At 59.3% G+C, this 18663-nt stretch carries 18 protein-coding genes; 9 read left to right on the top strand and 9 right to left on the bottom strand.

What is annotated here, in order from left to right; genetic code table 11:
* Positions 1 to 60 precede the first annotated feature (60 nt).
* From ACR0JF_RS10675 to ACR0JF_RS10660, 4 genes are all read left to right on the top strand, one after another.
* Positions 61 to 1833 (top strand): SLC13 family permease, encoded by a 1773-nt coding sequence (locus tag ACR0JF_RS10675; RefSeq protein WP_480669256.1) that lies wholly within the window; start codon positions 61 to 63, stop codon positions 1831 to 1833.
* Between the two features lie 16 nt (positions 1834 to 1849).
* Positions 1850 to 2584 (top strand): glutamine amidotransferase, encoded by a 735-nt coding sequence (locus tag ACR0JF_RS10670; protein WP_170660023.1) that lies wholly within the window; start codon positions 1850 to 1852, stop codon positions 2582 to 2584.
* 73 nt (positions 2585 to 2657) lie between these two features.
* Complete coding sequence (locus ACR0JF_RS10665) at positions 2658 to 3515, top strand: bile acid:sodium symporter family protein (RefSeq protein WP_170660022.1); 858 nt, start codon at positions 2658 to 2660, stop codon at positions 3513 to 3515.
* An 11-nt stretch (positions 3516 to 3526) separates the two neighbouring features.
* Positions 3527 to 5188 (top strand): FAD-binding dehydrogenase, encoded by a 1662-nt coding sequence (locus ACR0JF_RS10660; RefSeq protein ID WP_170660021.1) that lies wholly within the window; start codon positions 3527 to 3529, stop codon positions 5186 to 5188.
* Positions 5189 to 5192: 4 nt separating this feature from the next.
* On the opposite strand, the gene ACR0JF_RS10655 is transcribed toward ACR0JF_RS10660, so the two are convergent.
* From ACR0JF_RS10655 to ACR0JF_RS10645, 3 genes are all read right to left on the bottom strand, one after another.
* The gene (locus tag ACR0JF_RS10655; protein ID WP_170660020.1) at positions 5193 to 5927 is read right to left on the bottom strand and encodes a YbaY family lipoprotein; all 735 of its coding nucleotides are present in this window, start codon (positions 5925 to 5927) and stop codon (positions 5193 to 5195) included.
* A 97-nt stretch (positions 5928 to 6024) separates the two neighbouring features.
* The gene (locus tag ACR0JF_RS10650) at positions 6025 to 7803 is read right to left on the bottom strand and encodes an SLC13 family permease (protein WP_170660019.1); all 1779 of its coding nucleotides are present in this window, start codon (positions 7801 to 7803) and stop codon (positions 6025 to 6027) included.
* A 77-nt stretch (positions 7804 to 7880) separates the two neighbouring features.
* The gene (locus ACR0JF_RS10645) at positions 7881 to 8693 is read right to left on the bottom strand and encodes a TIGR00282 family metallophosphoesterase (protein WP_170660018.1); all 813 of its coding nucleotides are present in this window, start codon (positions 8691 to 8693) and stop codon (positions 7881 to 7883) included.
* Positions 8694 to 8782: 89 nt separating this feature from the next.
* Here ACR0JF_RS10645 and ACR0JF_RS10640 point away from each other — a divergent pair, with 89 nt between their 5' ends.
* Positions 8783 to 9016 carry a DUF333 domain-containing protein gene (locus tag ACR0JF_RS10640; RefSeq protein ID WP_170660017.1) on the top strand — a complete coding sequence of 78 codons (234 nt, stop codon included), beginning with the start codon at positions 8783 to 8785 and terminating at the stop codon, positions 9014 to 9016.
* A gap of 10 nt (positions 9017 to 9026) precedes the next feature.
* Here the strand turns inward: ACR0JF_RS10640 and ACR0JF_RS10635 are convergent, their stop codons facing one another.
* Entirely contained in the window at positions 9027 to 9584 is a 558-nt protein-coding gene (locus tag ACR0JF_RS10635) for a 5-formyltetrahydrofolate cyclo-ligase (RefSeq protein ID WP_170660016.1), read from the bottom strand.
* On the bottom strand, positions 9581 to 10972 hold the full coding sequence (mgtE, locus tag ACR0JF_RS10630; protein ID WP_170639378.1) for a magnesium transporter: 1392 nt from the start codon (positions 10970 to 10972) through the stop codon (positions 9581 to 9583). The genes ACR0JF_RS10635 and mgtE overlap by 4 nt, the downstream gene beginning before the upstream one ends.
* A gap of 143 nt (positions 10973 to 11115) precedes the next feature.
* Here mgtE and guaD point away from each other — a divergent pair, with 143 nt between their 5' ends.
* Positions 11116 to 12405, top strand: a complete 1290-nt coding sequence (gene guaD / locus ACR0JF_RS10625) for a guanine deaminase (protein ID WP_170660015.1) — start codon at positions 11116 to 11118, stop codon at positions 12403 to 12405.
* A 61-nt stretch (positions 12406 to 12466) separates the two neighbouring features.
* On the opposite strand, the gene ACR0JF_RS10620 is transcribed toward guaD, so the two are convergent.
* The 3 genes from ACR0JF_RS10620 to ACR0JF_RS10610 form a co-directional block, all read right to left on the bottom strand.
* Positions 12467 to 13804, bottom strand: a complete 1338-nt coding sequence (locus ACR0JF_RS10620; RefSeq protein ID WP_170660014.1) for an 8-oxoguanine deaminase — start codon at positions 13802 to 13804, stop codon at positions 12467 to 12469.
* A gap of 114 nt (positions 13805 to 13918) precedes the next feature.
* Positions 13919 to 14710: a histidinol-phosphatase gene (gene hisN / locus ACR0JF_RS10615; protein ID WP_170660013.1), complete on the bottom strand. Its 792-nt coding sequence runs from the start codon at positions 14708 to 14710 to the stop codon at positions 13919 to 13921.
* Between the two features lie 45 nt (positions 14711 to 14755).
* Positions 14756 to 15127: a helix-turn-helix domain-containing protein gene (locus ACR0JF_RS10610; RefSeq protein WP_170660012.1), complete on the bottom strand. Its 372-nt coding sequence runs from the start codon at positions 15125 to 15127 to the stop codon at positions 14756 to 14758.
* 326 nt (positions 15128 to 15453) lie between these two features.
* On the opposite strand from ACR0JF_RS10610, the gene ACR0JF_RS10605 reads away from it, so the two are divergent.
* Positions 15454 to 16410, top strand: coding sequence for an NADPH:quinone oxidoreductase family protein (locus tag ACR0JF_RS10605; protein WP_170660011.1), 957 nt, complete (start codon positions 15454 to 15456; stop codon positions 16408 to 16410).
* Here the strand turns inward: ACR0JF_RS10605 and ACR0JF_RS10600 are convergent.
* Positions 16407 to 17288 (bottom strand): LysR family transcriptional regulator, encoded by an 882-nt coding sequence (locus tag ACR0JF_RS10600; RefSeq protein ID WP_170660010.1) that lies wholly within the window; start codon positions 17286 to 17288, stop codon positions 16407 to 16409. The genes ACR0JF_RS10605 and ACR0JF_RS10600 overlap by 4 nt on opposite strands.
* 123 nt (positions 17289 to 17411) lie before the next feature.
* On the opposite strand from ACR0JF_RS10600, the gene ACR0JF_RS10595 reads away from it, so the two are divergent.
* Positions 17412 to 17627 (top strand): YjiS-like domain-containing protein, encoded by a 216-nt coding sequence (locus tag ACR0JF_RS10595; protein ID WP_170660009.1) that lies wholly within the window; start codon positions 17412 to 17414, stop codon positions 17625 to 17627.
* Between the two features lie 179 nt (positions 17628 to 17806).
* Positions 17807 to 18583, top strand: coding sequence for a Bax inhibitor-1/YccA family protein (locus tag ACR0JF_RS10590; protein WP_170377970.1), 777 nt, complete (start codon positions 17807 to 17809; stop codon positions 18581 to 18583).
* Positions 18584 to 18663: the final 80 nt, after the last annotated feature.

Below are 18663 nucleotides of genomic sequence, written 5' to 3'. Positions count from 1 at the left end.
GCGGGGCAAAGGATCAAGAGAGCGGCTTGCGGGACGCCCATCTGGGGGTAAGGTGGCCCCATGACGACCGATCAAATCATTCTGTTTACGCTTTTCATTACAGTCTTTGGAATGCTCCTTTGGGGACGCTTCCGGTATGACCTTGTGGCCTTCGCCGCCCTGATGATCGGGGTCACGCTGGGTGTTGTGCCAGTCGACATCGCCTTTGCCGGGTTCGGACATCCCGCAACGATCATCGTCGCCTTGGTGCTGGTGGTCTCGGCTGGGCTGGTCCGATCCGGGGCCGTATTCCTGATCACGCGCACTCTCGTGGATGCCTCGCGCGGGCTTGGCGTCCATATCGCACTGATGGGCGGGATCGGCGCAGTTCTGTCAGCCTTCATGAACAACGTGGCCGCGCTGGCCCTTCTGATGCCGGTAGACATACAGACCGCGCGCAAAGCGGGGCGCGCGGTGGGGCTGACGCTCATGCCGCTCAGCTTTGCGACGATCCTGGGTGGCATGGCGACCCTGATCGGGACACCGCCAAACATCATCATCGCCTCGATCCGGGCCGAGACCTTGGGCCAGCCGTTCAAGATGTTCGACTTCGCGCCCGTTGGCGGAATCGCGGCCATCGCCGGATTGACTTTCGTATCCCTTATCGGCTGGCGACTGATCCCGAACCGAGGCGCACAGGAAGAAGCAACCGAGTCGCTGGCCGAATACATCGCCGAACTCACCCTGCCCTCCGAGTCGCCCCATATCGGCAAGCGCGTCAGCGAGCTGTACGAGGATGCGGAGAAGTCCGACGTGGCAATCATTGGCCTGATACGCGACGGCAAACGGCGCTATGGCCGATCTGCCCACGCCACTCTGAAAGAGGGCGACGCGCTGGTCCTGGAGGCGCGCCCCGAAGCGCTGGATGAATTCCGCGCAGCGCTAAAGCTGGATTTCTCGGACACCCGCCGCCAAGAGATGCTGACCGCCGAAGGCGACGGGCTTGAGGTGATCGAAGTTGTCGCTACTGAAAGCGCGCGCATCACCGGCCGCACCGCGCAGGGGTTGGGTCTTGCTTGGCGACAAAGCACAGTTCTGATGGGCATCTCACGCCAGGGTCGCCGCATCACTGAACAGGTCCGCAAGACCGAGGTCGAGGCCGGCGATATCCTGCTGCTGCTCTGCCCCCGCGACCGGGGTGCCGACGTGACAGAATGGCTGGGCTGTCTGCCACTGGCGCAGCGGGGCCTGAACGTAACGGCAAACGAAAAAGCCTGGCTCGCCATCGGTCTGTTCGCCACTGCGGTATTGGCAGCAAGCATCGGGTTGATCTACCTCCCCATCGCGCTGGGTTTTGTCGTGGTAGCCTACGTTCTGACCAAAATCATGCCGATCAGTGACATCTATAACCATATCGAATGGCCCGTTGTGGTGCTGCTCGGCTCGATGATTCCATTGGGCAGCGCGTTAGAGACCTCAGGCGGCACCGAATTGATCGCCAATGCCCTGATCCAGCTGACCAATGGCCTACCCGCCTGGGCCATTCTCACCGTGCTGATGATCGTGACAATGACCCTGTCGGACGTGCTGAACAACACAGCCACTGCCATTGTCGCCGCCCCGGTCGGCATCCAGATGGCCCGCACGCTCGAGGTCTCGCCCGATCCGTTCCTGATGACGGTGGCCGTTGCCGCCTCCGCCGCGTTCCTGACCCCGATCGGGCACAAGAACAACACGCTGGTTCTGGGCCCCGGAGGCTATCGGTTCGGTGACTATTGGCGCATGGGTCTGCCGCTTGAGATCCTGATCATCGCAGTTTCGATCCCCTCGATCCTTGTCTTCTGGCCGCTTTGACAGGTAAAGCCCGACTATGAAACGCTTCCTGATCCTTCAATTGCGCCCTGAAGCTGACGCATCCGACGCCGAATATGCCTCGATCCTCGACAAAACCGGCCTGACCCCCGAGCAAACCCATCGCATCCGGCTGGATTGCGAGGACCTGCCCGAAGGCTTGAATGTCACCGACTATGCAGGTGTCATCGTTGGCGGAGGCCCCGGCTGCGTCAGCGACGATCCTGCAACGAAATCCGAGCTGGACACAAAGATCGAAAACGCGGTCATGGGGCTGATGCCGCAGATCACGGAACAGGATCATCCCTTTATGGGCTGCTGCTATGGGTTAGGCGTTCTTGCCGCGCATTTGGGTGGCGACGTCAGCAAGGCCAAGTTCGGCGAGCCAGTTGGCCCATCGGCTTGCCGTCTGACAGAGGACGGCGCCGCTGATCCCTTGACTGCGGGCCTTGCGTCCATGTTCGACGCCTTCGTCGGCCACAAAGAGGCGGTCCAGACTCTGCCGGATGGATGCGTGCATCTTGTCGCCTCAGAACCCTGTCCGTTTCAGATGATCCGCTGGGGGCAGAACGTATATGCCACTCAGTTCCATCCGGAAGCTGACGCCAAAGACTTCGAACAGCGCATCAATATCTACAAGCACCATGGCTATTTCCCGCCCGAGGATGCCCAGCGCCTGATCGACATCTGCAACGCAGCCAACGTCACCCAACCCGGCGAAATCCTGCGCCGGTTCGTGGAACGCTACAAATGACCTAACGGAGCGGTTGCCTGACGGTTTCCCCCTCGCTTAGTCTGCATTCAAACGACTTTGGGAGGAGTTGTTCTTGGATTTTCTAATCAATGTCGGCCTGCCTGTTTCGCTGGCCATCATCATGCTGTCTTTGGGAATAGGGCTTGAGATCGCCGATTTCCGACGTGTCCTCACCCGCAAATACCCGTTTGCAATCGGTGCGCTATGTCAGGTCGTGCTGCTGCCAATCGCGGCGTTTGTGACCGTCAAACTGCTAGGTCTGCCGCCAGAGATTGCGGTCGGTTTCATGCTGCTCAGCTTTTGCCCGGGTGGTGTAACCAGCAACATCCTAACAAAATTTGCCAAGGGTGATGTGGCGCTTTCGGTCAGCCTGACAGCGGTGATCAGTATCCTGTCGATACTGACTGTGCCGATCCTAGCCGCCTGGACCATCGCGCATTTCATGGGCGAGGACGCGCCCGAAGTATCGATCACTGGGCTGGCGGTTGCCATGTTCCTGATCACGACCCTACCCGTCGCCATCGGCATCACGGTTCGCAGGTTTGCGACGGGGTTTGCAAACCGTATCGAGGGCGGGTTGTCCAAACTGGCTGGCGCTCTGTTCCTGCTGATCGTCATCGCCGCCTTGGCCGGGAACTGGCAGCTCTTTATTGAGAACCTTGGCATCATGGGCACCGGGTTGGTGTCTCTTAATATCGCCCTGCTTCTGATCGGTCTGGGTGTCTCGCGCGCCGCGAACCTTTCTTGGGCCGAGTGCAAAAGCATCTCGATTGACACCGGTATCCAGAACTCAACCCTCGGGTTGACCTTGGCGGCGCTTATCACAGGGACCGAGACCGGGTTCAGCACTCTGGCTTTGCCCTCGGCGGTTTATGGCGTCACTATGTATGTCGTGGTGTTCCCCTTCCTCCTTTGGTTTCGCAAACGCTGAAAGGACCTAACATGGCCAATAACACGGCAGATGCGATCGTTGTCGGAGGCGGATTGGCCGGGCTGGCGGCTGCGGCTGAGCTAGGCGACCGGGGCAAAACTGTTATCGTTGTTGATCAGGAACCCGAGAGCTTTCTGGGTGGACAAGCGTTCTGGAGCCTCGGCGGCCTGTTCATGGTCGACACGCCCGAGCAGCGCCGGATGGGCATCAAAGACAGCCACGACCTGGCCCTGCGGGATTGGATGGGCAGCGCGCAGTTTGATCGCGACGACGATCTGTGGCCTCGTAAATGGGCGGAGGCCTATGTCGAGTTCGCCGCAGGGGAAATGCGTCCTTGGCTGCACGATATGGGTCTGCGCTGGTTCCCGGTGGTCGGTTGGGCCGAGCGTGGAGGCTCCTATGCGGACGGGCATGGCAACTCGGTGCCGCGGTTTCATATCACCTGGGGCACCGGCCCCGGCGTGCTGGAACATTTCATCCGCCGCGTGAAAGAGCATGTCAGTGCTGGGCTGATCCAGCTGAAGTTCCGCCATCAAGTCAGCCACATCATCATGCAAAACGGCTGCGCCAAAGGTGTCTCGGGCGAAGTTCTGGCCGAGGATACAGCCCAGCGCGGAGCCAAAACCAACCGCGAAGAGCTGGGCGAGTTTGAATACTATGCCCCTTCGGTCATCGTCACCTCGGGCGGGATCGGCGGGAATTTTGAGATGGTTCGCAAGAACTGGCCCCGCGACCGTCTGGGCGAACCTCCGCAAGACATGGTCGCCGGTGTCCCGTTCCACGTCGATGGGCGCATGATCCCGATCAGCGAAAAAGCGGGCGGCCATGTGATCAACGGCGACCGCATGTGGCACTATACGGAAGGTGTCCGAAACTGGGATCCGATCTGGCCTGCACACGGGATTCGCATTCTGCCCGGTCCAAGCTCGATGTGGTTCGATGCCAAGGGCAACCGCTTGCAACCGCCCTGCTTGCCGGGGTTCGACACGCTGGGGACGCTGCGCGAGATTCTGAAAACAGGACACGAGTACAGCTGGTTCGTTCTGACCCAGAAGATCATCAAAAAGGAATTCGCTCTGTCGGGGTCAGAACAGAACCCCGATTTCACCTCGGGCAGTTGGAAAGAGGTGATCCGCCAGCGCATCCTGTCGGGCAGCAAAGCCACAGCCCCCGTTGAGGCGTTCAAGGAAAAGGGCGAGGACTTCATCGTCGCCAACACTCTGACCGAGTTGGTCAGCGGCATGAACCAGTTGGGCGGAGGTCTGATAGATGAGACCCATCTGAGGGCGCAAATCGAGGCGCGGGACTCTCAGGTCGACAATCCGTTCTCGAAAGACGCTCAGATGATGGCGATTCTGGCGGCACGCAACTATCGCGGAGACAAGTTGATCCGGACGGCCAAGCCACACAAGTTCCTCGATCCCTCAAACGGTCCGTTGATTGCGGTCAAGCTGCACGTGCTGACCCGCAAGACGCTTGGAGGTTTGCAGACCAATCTGGACAGTCAGATGATCGGAGAGGACGGGCAAGTGGTGCCCGGCCTGTTTGCCGCCGGCGAGGTCGCCGGTTTCGGCGGCGGAGGCTATCATGGCTACAACGCGCTTGAAGGTACCTTCCTTGGCGGCTGCATCTTCTCGGGCCGCAACGCAGGGCGATCCCGCGCTGTGGCCTGATGCGTCACTGCTTGCGGACGAGTTTGATGACGGGTTCGCCCGCCTCATCCAGAAGGGCCAACGCGCTCCCCTGGACAGCGAAGGTGGTGACACTCTGCATTGTTTTTAGGAAGGCGCGTTCGATCTCGTCCAAAGGTGGCGGGCAAGCCATGAGGGTGGCCGCCATATTGTCCGGAAACTCGATGCGGTTGCCTGAGATCTCGGCCTGACCGGTAAACCGATTGCATCCGCCGGTGCCCGAGAACGCGCCACCTTGGCCAAAGATCAGCTCCGGCCGTCTCTCCGTTTCGATGGGCTCACCGTTTAGCGATGCGGCGATCCAGTCCGAATTCTCCAGCATTGTCGCCCCCTGCGCCTGAACTTGCACGAGCATCAAATCGACGGAGTTCCCGGCCTCATCTGAAATTACCGGATAGGCCGTGTCCGTCGTGAAAAGCAGCTTTTGCCCCTGAGTAATCGTCGCCCTTACAGAGTAGCGGTGCCCGTCCTTGATCAGGGCATCGTCATAGCTCAGCTTGAAGGGCGCGGGAACGGCTGACAGAGCGTAGCGCTGCGCCGCCAGCGTCACTGCTGGCGCATCGGCAAGCGAGACATCCTGAAGTTCAACAAACAGGGTTGCATCGGGCGGAACCGCGATCCTTTCGCGATAGCTGGCCGAGCCTTCGACTGTTCCGGCAAAGCCAGTGCTCGCCATCATCGCGCAGGCGATCGCGGCCACTGCGGTTCCTTTTGCAGGCATGGTCCAATCCTCTTTTCATAAACACATTCATAAAGCTTTGTGTATCGGCCAAGATTTGCAAGAGGCACCGTGAAATGACGGCGGGTCAGCGCCGATCTTACAGCGGCCAGAACAGCGGAATGAGAAGCGATGCCAACAGCCCTACGGTCAGGTTTAGTGGAATACCGACCTTCATGAAATCCGTGAACCGATAGCCGCCGGGACCATATACCATCATGTTGGTCTGATACCCGATCGGCGTCGCGAAAGAGGCCGAAGCCGCTACCATGACGGCAACCACAAGGGGGCGCGGATCCATTCCGACAGCCTGCGCCAGACCGATCGCAATCGGCGTGACAACCACGGCGACCGCGTTGTTTGAGACCAGTTCGGTCAGAACCGAGGTCAGCAGATACACCGCCCAGATGATCAAGAACGGTGGCAAAACACTCAGCGACGGTGCAATCGCTTCGACAATCAGGGACACGGCGCCCGACGCGTCCAAGGCGGCCCCGATGGCCAGCATGGCAAAGATCAGCGCCAGCAGGCGACCCTCGACAAAAGAGAACGCTTCATCCGCGTCGATGCAGCGCGTCAGAAGAACGGCAGCGACAGCAAGGATGGACAATAGCAGGATCGGGGCAACGCCCAGCGCCGCAAGAACGACGATTCCGACCAAAGAGCCAATCGCAATCGGCGCATGGCTTCGGCGGAAGGCCCGCGCCGAGGGTTGGGTGACATCGACCATGTCCATGTCGGCGGCCAGCTTCTGGATATCAGCCGGGGACCCTTCGAGCAGCAGGGTATCCCCCACCCGCACAACAAGTTCATCGAGCTGCAAACCGATATTCTGGTTCCGCCGATGCACCGCCAGCACATAGACACCATAGCGGCGGCGTAAACGCATCGTGCCCAGCGCCCGCCCCACCATACGACAGCCCGGAGTGATCAGAACCTCGACCGTTTTGGTCTCGACAGCCGAAAGCTGATCAACCCTCTTGAGCTCCTTGTTGCTCTGCAAACTCAAAAGCTCAGTCATTTCGGTGCGCAGAACCACTCGGTCGCCGACATTCAGCGTCACCCCTTTGAGGTTGCGCCGCAAAGAGTCGTCGCCGCGCAGAACGTCGATCAAACGCACACCGGGGCGCTTGAACAGCTGCACGCCGGTAACCTCACGCCCGATCAGGTTACTTTCCGGGGGAATGACGGCCTCGGTAAAGAATTTCATCTTAGACCGGTCGCTCAGCATCGAGGCCATGCTGTCCCGTTCCGGCAAAAGGCGCGGCGCGATGAAGCGCAGGTAGACCATGCCATAGATCACCAGCACGATACCCAGCGGCGTGACTTCGAAAATCGTGAACGCTTGCATGCCCTGCGCCCTGGCCACACCGTCCACCAGCAGGTTGGTCGAGGTTCCGATCAGGGTCAGCGTTCCGCCGAGGATGGCCGCATAGCTGAGCGGGATCAGTAGCTTCGAGGCAGGTACGTTCAGCGTTCGCGCAATCTGAACAAAGACCGGGATCATCACGACGACCACCGGAGTGTTCGACACCACCGCGGACGCCACCACCACAAACCCCATCAGCAAGGCAATCGCTATACGCGGGTTCACTTGCGCCTGCTTTTGGGCCGTTGAGGTGAACGCATCCAGCGCTCCGGTCCGCACCAACGCCCCCATGATGATGAACATCGCGGCAATCGTCCAAGGCGCGGGGTTCGACAGTACGGCCAGCGCGCTTTGATAGGGCAGAATGCCCGTCACCAGCATCAATGCGACGCCACCAATGGCCACGACCTCAGTCGGGTAGACCTCGCGTAGGAACATCACAAACATGCCTGCGACCACCAAAAGCGCCAGTATCGCGCTGCCCGTGTCTGTCAGTGAGAGGAATTGCATTCGTGGTTTTCAGTCCGAACCCTAGGCCCAAGCGCCTGACTTCCAGTTTCCCGCATTGCGCGGATCAGGGCAAGCATTTACGGCCCGGCCTGCTCCAACCGACCGCCCACGCGCACCATGCGCACTGATTTTGCGCTGCCATCCTGATCATTGGTCTCGACGAACACTCCGCTGAGGGTTGCTTCGCCATTGGCCGGAGAAAAGCGCGCCTTGGGCATACCAGTGATGAACCGCCGCATCGGCTCGACCTTGTCCATACCAATGACCGAGTCATAGTCACCGCACATCCCAGCATCCGTCAGATAAGCGGTGCCGCCGGGCAGAATCTGCGAATCCGCCGTAGGAACGTGCGTATGCGTGCCCACAACAAGGCTCGCACGCTTGTCACAATAGTGGCCCATCGCCATTTTCTCGGATGTCGCCTCGCAATGCATATCGACGATGATGGCATTTGCCTGTCCACCGCGTGGATGGGACTTCAGGATCGGCTCGACCGCCGAGAACGGATCATCAAAGGGCCGCTTCATGAAAACCTGGCCCAGAACCTGAACCACCAAAACCTTGCGCCCTCCAGGTGCGTTGAAAAGGCGGTGGCCGCGCCCTGGCGCGCCTTTGGCAAAGTTCACCGGGCGCACGATGCGCGCCTCTTTCTCGATGTGTTGCAGCATGTCTTTCTGGTCGAAGGCATGATCGCCCAGCGTCACGCAATCCGCGCCCGCATCGAGCAGCAGCTTGGCATGGTCCCCAGACAGCCCCATCCCGTTCGAGGCGTTCTCGCCATTGACCACAACAAAATCCAACCGCCATTCGTCGCGCAGACGCGGCAGATGCTGTTGGATGGCCGTGCGTCCCGCGCGGCCCATGACGTCACCCAGAAAAAGTATCCTCATCCCATCGGTCGTAAGTCTGGTCAACGCGAAGCACAAGTGGTTATGCTGCCGTAATAAACCGTCAAAGCCCTTTAGATCGGAGAAACTTGATGTCGCGTATCTTATTGTCTGCCCTTGGCCTCACTGCGCTAGCCGCTTGTGACCAGGCGGGAACGAGCGTTTCCAACGCCCAGATTGCCAACCCTGCGGCTACATTCTGCGTGGAAAGCGGTGGCAAATATGAAATCCGCGACGGTGCCGACGGGCAAACCGGCGTTTGCATATTGGCCAGCGGCCGCGAGGTAGACGCTTGGGAATACTTCCGTGAGAACCACTCGATCTAACGAGGCAGTCTTAGAACGTCAAAACACGGCTTTCCGTGACAACCATATCCAACGGCTGATCGGTTGGCTCCAACGGCAGCCCTTCGGCCTCTTGCCCATCGAAGGCAAAGCCGATCGCCAGGGTTGGGCGTTTGGCGCGTAGCCCTTCCAGGGTGCGGTCGTAGAACCCGCCGCCATAGCCCAGACGGCCGCCCTTGGCGTCAAAAGCCACCAACGGAACAATCAGGATTTCGGGGTCGAAGTAATCGTCGATCTCGGGCACTTTCGCCCCGAACGGTCCATCCTTCAAAGCGCCCTCAGGCGTCCAACGCGAAAATTTCAGCGGCTGCCCCGCGGCCTGAATCACCGGCACGCCGACGGGGCCGTAGGCCGTAGCCTCGGCCATTGCGGGCAGCGGGTCGATCTCTGTCCGGATTGGCATGTAGCCCGACATGGGCACGCCTCGATGGCCTGCCAATATCTCGGACAAACGGCCCGCAGCGCCCGGCACAGAGGCGTCAAACGCCGCTTTGCGACGGGCAAACGCGGCCTTGCGCGCCATCGCTTTGATTTCAGTCAGATCGGTCACAGAAGCACCACGCTGGCAAGTCCCAAGAAGATGAAGAAGCCCATGACATCCGTTGTGGTTGTCACAAACGTCCCAGATGCCAGCGCCGGGTCAATGCCCATTCGGTCCAGCAAGACCGGTACTACCGTACCTGCAAAGCCCGCGATGATCATGTTCACGACCAAAGCAGACCCGATCACGACCCCGAGCAGAGGCGAATCGAACCAAAGCATCCCCACCGTGCCCAGAACGATCGCAAAACACAGGCCGTTCAGCATGCCGACCAACAGCTCTCGTCGGATCACGCGCATGACGTTCGAGGCAGTCAGGTCGCGCGTGGCCAATGCCCGCACCGCGACCGTCAGCGACTGCGTTCCCGCATTGCCACCCATCGAGGCGACAATCGGCATCAGGATCGCCAGCGCCACCAGCTGATCAATCGCAGCCTCGAATTGCGAAATCACCAGAGAGGCACAAATCGCCGTACACAAGTTCACTGCAAGCCAAGGTAAACGCCGACGGCTTGTTGCGGCGACACTGTCCGAGATCGAGCTTTCGTCGCTCACCCCCGCCAAGCGCAGAATGTCTTCCTCATGTTCTTCATCAAGCACCACCATGGCGTCATCGATGGTGATGACACCGACCAAACGGCCATCGGCATCGACCACTGGCGCCGAGATCAGGTGGTACTGGTTGAAAGCATAGGCCACATCCTCTTCGTCCTGATCGACGGGGATGATGTGGAATTCCTCTTCCGCCAGATCCCGCAGCGGTACTTCGCGCCGCGCGGCCATCAGCTTACCCAAGGTGATCTGCGCCACCGGTTTCAGACGCGGATCAACGAGCACGACGTGATAGAACTGTTCCGGCAGATCATCATTGGCGCGCATGAAATCAATGGCCTGCCCCACCGTCCAATGCTCGGGCGCCATGACGACCTCGCGCTGCATCAAACGACCAGCCGAGTTTTCGGGGTAGGACAGCGCCTGCTCTGCCGCGACCCGCTCGGAATCCTCAAGCGCGTCCAGGATCGTCTCCTGTTGCGGCTCTTCCAGATCCTCCAGTAGATCAACGACATCGTCGCTGTCCATGTCCCGCACGGCTTCGGCCAGAACGTCGGGTTTCAGGACACCGATAACCTCTTCCCGGACGGCCTCGTCCAGCTCCGAAAGGATGTCGCCATCGAACTCTTTGTCATAGAGACGGATCAGGCGCGCACGGTCATAGGGATTGATCTGTTCCAGAAGGTCGGCGATGTCGGCTGCATGCAGCGGCTCCATCAACTCGACCAGCTTGTCGCGATCGTCCACGTCAACGGCAAACAGGATCGCTGCAACGGTGCGGCGGTCCAGCGCGTAGACGTCTTCGTCAGCGGACTCGGCTACGGGATCATCAATGCCTGTGGTCATGTGCTGCTCCCGTTCTTAGTCATGCCATTGGCCCCTAATTAGAAGAAGCAGCTACCGGAAAACAATGACAATGCGCCGATTTACCCTCATCTTTCGCACGCATATGCTGATGAACGGGCTCAAACAGCTAAGGAACAAGGCGAATGGCGCAAAAGACGCTTTTGAAAGGGCGCGTTCTGAGTTTTGACGGCTCCCCTTTTGAGGGAGAGCCAACGGATTGCACCAAACTCAACGAAGCGGTCGTGATCGAGGATGGGCGCGTTCAGGCCGTTGGTGCGCTGGATCGCTTGCGTGCCGCGCATCCGGATGCCGAGGTTACGGACTACGGCTCTCACCTGATCATGGCCGGGTTCGTCGACCCGCATGTGCATTTCCCTCAGACCGCCATGATCGCTAGCTGGGGCAAGCGGCTGATCGACTGGCTGAACACCTATACCTTCCCCGAAGAGATGAAGTTCGGCGATATCGACTACGCCACCGAGATCGCCAACCGTTACCTCGACCTAACCACCGCACATGGAACGACGACCATGTGCAGTTTCTGCACGATCCATCCCGAAAGCGTCGATGCCTTTTTCTCGGTCGCCCAACAGCGCGGTCAGCGGGTTGTCGCAGGCAAGACCTGCATGGACCGCAACGCGCCAGAAGGGCTGCAGGATACGGCGCAAACGGCCTATGATCAGTCCCTGGTCCTGCTGGAGAAATGGCACCGCGTGGATCGTTTGTCTTACGCGATCACCCCACGGTTCTCGCCCACCTCGACACCCGAACAGCTTGAGGCTTTGGGCGCACTTTGGGCGGAGCATCCGCACTGTCTGATGCAAACCCATCTGAGCGAGCAAACTGATGAGATTGAGTGGGTCCAGTCCCTGTTCCCGGATGCGCGCGACTATCTGGATACCTATGAGAAGTTCGGCCTGCTGGGACAGAATGGCCTCTATGGTCACGTCATCCATCTGGAAGATCGTGAGCGGGATCGGCTTCGCGAGGTGGACGCCGGCTTGGTGCATTGCCCGACCTCGAACACCTTCATCGGATCAGGCCTGTTCGACATGAATGGGCTGATCCGAGATGGCCACCGCGTTGGTCTGGCCACCGATACAGGCGGCGGGTCCAGTTTTTCGATGCTGCGCACCATGGCCGCTGCTTATGAAATCGGCCAGCTGCGTGGCCGCCCCCTGCATCCGGCGCAATTGCTGTGGCTGGGTACAGTCGGGTCGGCACGAACGCTGCGGATGGACGACTGCATCGGGAATGTTGCCCCGGGGATGGAGGCCGATTTGGTGGTGGTCGACCTCGCCTCGACCCCGGCTATCGCCCAGCGCGAGGCCCACGCGGATGATCTGTGGGAGGCCGTGTTCCCCACCATAATGATGGGAGACGACCGCGCTATTGCCGATGTCTGGATCGGAGGAGCGCAGATCGCCCCTTGAATGCGCCTTCGGCACATGCCTCCGGCGGGGATACTTTTAGCCAGATGAAGGGCGGATCCCACTATTGGGCAAGCGCGCGGGCCAGGCGGTTTTGGGTCTTGATGGCGCGCGGTAAGTCAATCGTCGTGATCTGACTGTCCCGCACGATCTGACGGCCTTCGACAAACAGATGTTTGACCTGCATTGGACCCGCCAGAAGCAAAGCCGCTGGGTCCCAGCTGCCCGCGCTTTCGAGGCTTGTGCGGGTATCCCAGACGGCAATATCGGCCCGTTTGCCCGGCATCAGCCGCCCGCAATCGGTCCTTCCTAGCACGTCGGCTCCACCCCGTGTCGCGATCTCAAGCGCTTCGCGGGCGGACATTGCGTCTGCGCCATTCACCACGCGTTGCAGCAACATAGCTTGCCGCGCCTCAAGCATCAGGTTGCCGTTGTCATTGCTGGCCGACCCGTCCGCGCCCAGCCCGACCTTCACGCCGTGATCCCGCATGGTCCTTACTGGCGCAATGCCGGACCCGAGGCGACAGTTCGAGCAGGGGCAATGGGCCACGCCTGTTCCCGTTCTTGCGAACAGGTCGATCTCGGCCCCATCCAGCTTGACGCAATGGGCATGCCAGACATCTGCTCCGGTCCAGCCCAGCTCCTCGGCATATTGGCCTGGACGACAGCCGAATTGAGCTTCGGAATAGGCGATATCTTCATCATTCTCAGCAAGATGCGTATGTAGCATCACCCCCTTGTCGCGAGCCAGCAGTGCTGCGTCTCGCATCAGGTCGCGACTGACGGAAAAGGGCGAACACGGCGCAAGACCCACCCGGCACATCGACCCCTCAGAAGGATCGTGAAACGCGTCCACAACGCGAATCATGTCGTTGAGAATGTCCTGCTCACGCTCGACCAGACTGTCGGGCGGCAGGCCTCCGTCACTTTCACCGATACTCATCGCACCGCGCGTGGGATGAAAGCGAATCCCCAATTCCGAGGCGGCGGCAATCGTGTCCTCGAGCCGTGCTCCGTTCGGGTAGAGGTACAGATGATCGGAACTGAGCGTGCAGCCCGACAGAGCCAGTTCGGCCAGGCCGATCTGCGCCGAAGTGAACATCTCATCCGGTCCGAACCGCGCCCAGATCGGGTAGAGCGTCTGCAACCAACCGAACAGCAAGGCGCCCTGCCCGCCCGGAACCGCCCGTGTCAGCGTTTGGTAGAGGTGGTGATGTGAATTCACCAACCCGGGTGTGATGACGCAGCCCGAGGCATCGTGAATCTCTCCGGTTGTTGTCAGACCCTGGCCAATTTCGGCGATCTGGCCGCCCCGGATCAGGATATCCGCGCGGTGCAACTCTTGGCGATTATCATCCATTGTCAGGATGGTGTCGGCGTTTTCGATCAATGTTTCGGGCATTTCACGCTCCTGCTTCTGCCCGTCTCAAGCAAGGAGTGCATTAGCCAGCGGAAAACGGGCGCAAGAACCGGCTCAGTCCAGTTTACTCACGCGCGACCATGGCGGCAATGACATTCAATAGTTACGCAGGATTTCCAGCGCCGCGGCGTGAATTTCAGCGTTGGCGGCTGCCAATGCCCTTCCGCCATTGTGGGCCGGGCCACCCTGCCAATCGGTGACGATACCGCCTGCGGCTTCAATCACTGCAATCGGCGCCTGAATGTCATAGGCGTTCAACCCGGCCTCGATCACCAGATCTGCCTGACCGGCAGAAAGCAGGGCGTAGGCATAGCAATCCATGCCATAGCGGGTCAGTTGAACCAACTCAGCGACGGCCTGAAAACCTGCACGATCCTCTGACGTGCCAACCTCAGGGAAGGTCGTGAACAGGGTTGCCTGCTCTAACACCTGTGTGCCGCGCGTTTTCAACGGAGTTGTGCCCAAAGGCCCAGTCAGTTGAGCGATGCCTGATCCGCCAACAAAACGCTCACCGATATAGGGCTGATCCACCACGCCCATAATTGGGCCGCCCTGCGTTGACAGAGCGATGAGAACGCCCCAGGTCGGTGTACCGCTGACGAACCCTCGGGTGCCGTCGATCGGATCAAGCACCCAGATTCGGCCCGAGGAACCCTCAACCTGACCAAATTCTTCACCTAGAATACCGTCATCTGGCCGACGCAGTGCCAGAACCGCCCGCATGGCTTGTTCGGCCGCGCGATCAGCCACAGTGACGGGGTCATACCCGCCAGCCAGCTTGTTATCGGTTTCCAGATTGGTCTGTCTGAAATACGGAAGAATGGCTGCGCGCGCGGCGTCAGCCATTTCTTCGGCAACTTCCAGGTCGGTCAGGTCGGTCTGGCTCATGCAGCACAGGTGCTGCGAACACAGGCCAGTGTCAAGCCGTGGTGTTCAGGCAACGTCGCTAAGGACGCGTGCCAGTTCAAACAGACGGCGACGCTGGTTTTCCGGAATCGCGTAGTAAGAGCGCACCAGATCCAAGGCTTCCTTGTCACACATCAGGTCAGCAGGAAGCGCGCTCTTGTCGGATTTCTCTTTTTGGCCTTCTTCAAGACCTTCAAAGAAAAAGCTGACCGGTACGTCCAGCGCATCGGCAATGTCCCACAGGCGGGAGGCACTGATTCGGTTCGCCCCGGTTTCATATTTCTGGATTTGCTGAAACTTGATACCAACTTGCTGCGCCAACTGCTGTTGGGTCATGCCAATCAGCCAGCGGCGATGTCGGACACGCTTGCCCACATGGACATCGACGTGATGAGTCATTGGTATTCTCCTCTACTACACACACATCTGTTGCGGGACTTCGCGCCGTTCACATAAACAGAAGTTAGAGAAGTCCCCATAAGCATCCCCCAACCAGACATGTGCGATCCCCCGATACAGCACTGCCGTCCAATATTGCCGCTTTTGACTTTTTTTTCAAGTTGGTTGAATTGGAAACTCTGTACATTGGTTTATGGTTGTGTATCTCTGGGATTTTGGCGGCGCGGCCTGACCAAACTGCCTTCGTTAGCGCGCTCAATCAGCTGAACGCATTGACAATTTCGCTCTTACTGCGACCTATTCCCTGAAAACCGAGATGGACCATCATGCTTGCATATCGCATTGAATCCAAAGGCGCCGACGCGCGAATTGTCGAATTGCCCACGCCGACACCTGCCGAGGGACAGGTCAGAATCGCCATCAAAGCATGCGGCCTGAACTTCGCCGATTTGCTGATGCAGAAGGGCACGTATCAGGATACGCCAAACCCTCCGTTTACTTTAGGCATGGAAATCGCCGGTGTTGTCGACGAACTGGGACCAGAAGTCTCTGGTTTGAAGGTTGGAGACCGTGTCGCCGTGTACTCAGGCCAAGACGGATTGGCCGAGTACGGCGTGTTTGACGCGGATCGGGCCATCCCCATCCCGGAAGAGACCAGTTTTGAAGAGGCCGCCGCCATTCAGATCGCCTATGGCACCAGCCATTTAGCACTGGACCATCGCGCCCGGTTGCAGCCGGGTGAAACCCTGCTCGTGACCGGAGCAGCCGGTGGCGTCGGACTGACTGCGGTGGAGATCGGCAAACTGATGGGCGCGACAGTGATCGCGCAGGCGCGCAGTGCGGAAAAGCTGGCGGTTGCCCAAGCCGCCGGGGCAGATCACTTGATCGACGCCTCTGAAGACCTGCGCGCCCGCGTCAAAGAATTGGGAGGCGCCGATGTCGTCTATGATGCGATTGGCGGCGACGTATTCAAAGCCGCCTTCCGCGCCACCAACCCCGAAGGTCGTCTGCTGCCCATCGGCTTTGCTGGTGGCGATATTCCACAAATCCCGGCCAACCACCTGTTGGTCAAGAACCTGACGGTGATCGGCTTCTACATCGGCGGCTATCTGAGGTTCCGCCCTGACATCGTGCGCAACAGTTTTCAGACGTTGTTCCAGTGGCATGCCGAAGGGAAGATCATCCCTCATATCAGCCATATCCTGCCTTTGAACGAGGTCAAACACGGCCTGCGCCTGTTGAAAGAGCGCAAATCCACCGGCAAGATCGTGGTTACGCCCTAGCCCACCACTGCCCGAAGGGGTGTGCCGCCCAGCATGCGGAAATTCTGTCGCACCAGTTGCGCCAACGCTTCGATGATTGCATCGCGGCCCGGCTCTCCTCCGTAGAGGTTGATCATATGCGCGGGCAGATCGGGCAAAGCCCCGCCCGAGTCGATCTTTTCAAGATGCGCGGCCTCGGTGCCATCCAGCATCGCGTGAATTGCCAGATCGGCGCTGACGGTGGCTTCGATAGTGCGGTCATTCTCGGTTTCGACCGAAAGCTCCCATGGGATACCTGCCGCATCCAGCGCCGCGATGACCTGCGGGCGGAACATGCAGCGCCGCCCCAGCGCAATCGGCACCGGGTTCTTGCGCCAGGCCGACCCACCCGGCGCCCCGATCCAGCGCAGTGGCAGCTCAGCAATGGTCTCAGAGCCGTCGGATGAGGACGGCTCGGTCGTCAGGATCAGGTCACATTCCCCGCGCTTGAACATATCCTTAAGCTGCAGCGAATAGGACGAGATCAACTGCACACGCACACGTGGGAAATCGGCGTTGAACCGCTGAAGAACACGCGGGATCGCCGGGTAGACAATGTCATGAGGGACACCCAGAACCACCTCGCCCTCAAAGGCCTGATCCGTCAGTTTTGAGATCACCTCATCATTCAAAGCAATCATCCGGCGTGCATAGGCCAGCAACTGCTCGCCCGAGGCGGTCAGCGCGATGGTCCGACCACTTCTGTCCAGAAGCTCCAGATCCAAAAGCTCTTCCAGGCGTTTCAGCTGCATGGAGACGGCAGATTGCGTCAGATGCAGAAACCCCGCCGCCCGCGTGACGCCGCCATGATCGGCCACAGCCACAAAGGATCGCAATGTGGTGATATCCAGATTTCGCATGTTCACGAATCCTTATGCATCCAATCAAAAATATTCGTTTTTAAAATGTGCCCTATCCCGCCATATAAATCAAGGAAGTTGATGAGATCAATTCAAACCATCTGGAAAGCGAAAGGATAGACCATGAACTCGATCGCCCTGAACCGACCCTGCCCCCAACACAAACAATCCCTGTTTGCGCGTATACGGTCCGTCCTGTCCGTACGACGTCAACGTCAACAACTGGCTCGGCTAGATGCCCGCGCCCTGAGCGACATCGGCATCACTCGTGCCGAGGCCGACGCCGAGGCCCGCCGCCCCATCTGGGATGCCCCGCAGTTCTGGAAAAGCTGCGTTTAAAACTCATGTTTTTTTCAGCAATGGGCGATCTGCGGCAGCAGGTCGCCGTTTTTGTTGCGTGTTTTAGGCGGAAATACCGTAGAAACTCTTGAAACACAGCCTGCAGTTGCCGATATTCAGCAGGAAAGTGGCCAATACTTTCGGGCCGCACGCAGATACGTTTAGGGAGACCTTTGTAAATGGCACAATTCGATACGATTCGGACGGCCGCAGGCGCACGCGCCGCCGAGATTGATGAGGGCCTTCGCGCCCATATGAACAAAGTCTACGGCACGATGTCCGTGGGCATGTTCATCACCTTCCTCGCAGCCTGGGCGATCTCGGGTCTGTCGATCACCACTGATCCGTCGGCAGCCGTGGCGCAACTGAACGCGAACACCTACCTGACCGCGCTGGGTCATTCGATCTATGTCTCGCCGCTGAAATGGGTAATCATGTTCGCACCGCTGGCCTTTGTGTTCGGCTTCAGCGCCATGATCAACCGCATGTCGGCCGCGGCCGCACAGCTGGTGTTCTACTCGTTCGCCGCCGTGATGGGCCTGTCGATCAGCTGGATCTTCATCGCCTTCACCGGTCAGTCGATCATTCAGGTCTTCCTGATCACCTCGATCGCCTTCGCGGGTCTGTCGCTCTACGGCTACACTACCAAGAAAGACCTGTCGGGCATGGGCACCTTCCTGATCATGGGCGTTATCGGCCTGATCGTCGCGATGGTGGTCAACATCTTCCTGGCCTCGTCGGCCATGGCCTTCGCGATCTCGGTCATCGGCGTTCTGATCTTCGCGGGCCTGACCGCCTATGACACGCAGCAGATCAAGAACACCTACCTGCAGATGGCCCATGCCGGTGATCAGGAGTGGCTGGGCAAAGCGGCCATCATGGGTGCGCTGAGCCTGTACCTGGACTTCATCAACATGTTCATGTTCCTGCTGCAACTGCTGGGGAACCGAGAGTAAACCTCTCCCCGACTTTAGAAACCATTCAAACCTGCCAAGACCCGTTCTTGGCAGGTTTTTTGTTTCCGGACTATACGTGA

This window comes from Ruegeria sp. BG11 (assembly GCF_056538565.1).
Note: the sequence above shows the minus strand (reverse complement) of the source record. Positions and strands in the feature narration are given on the sequence as shown.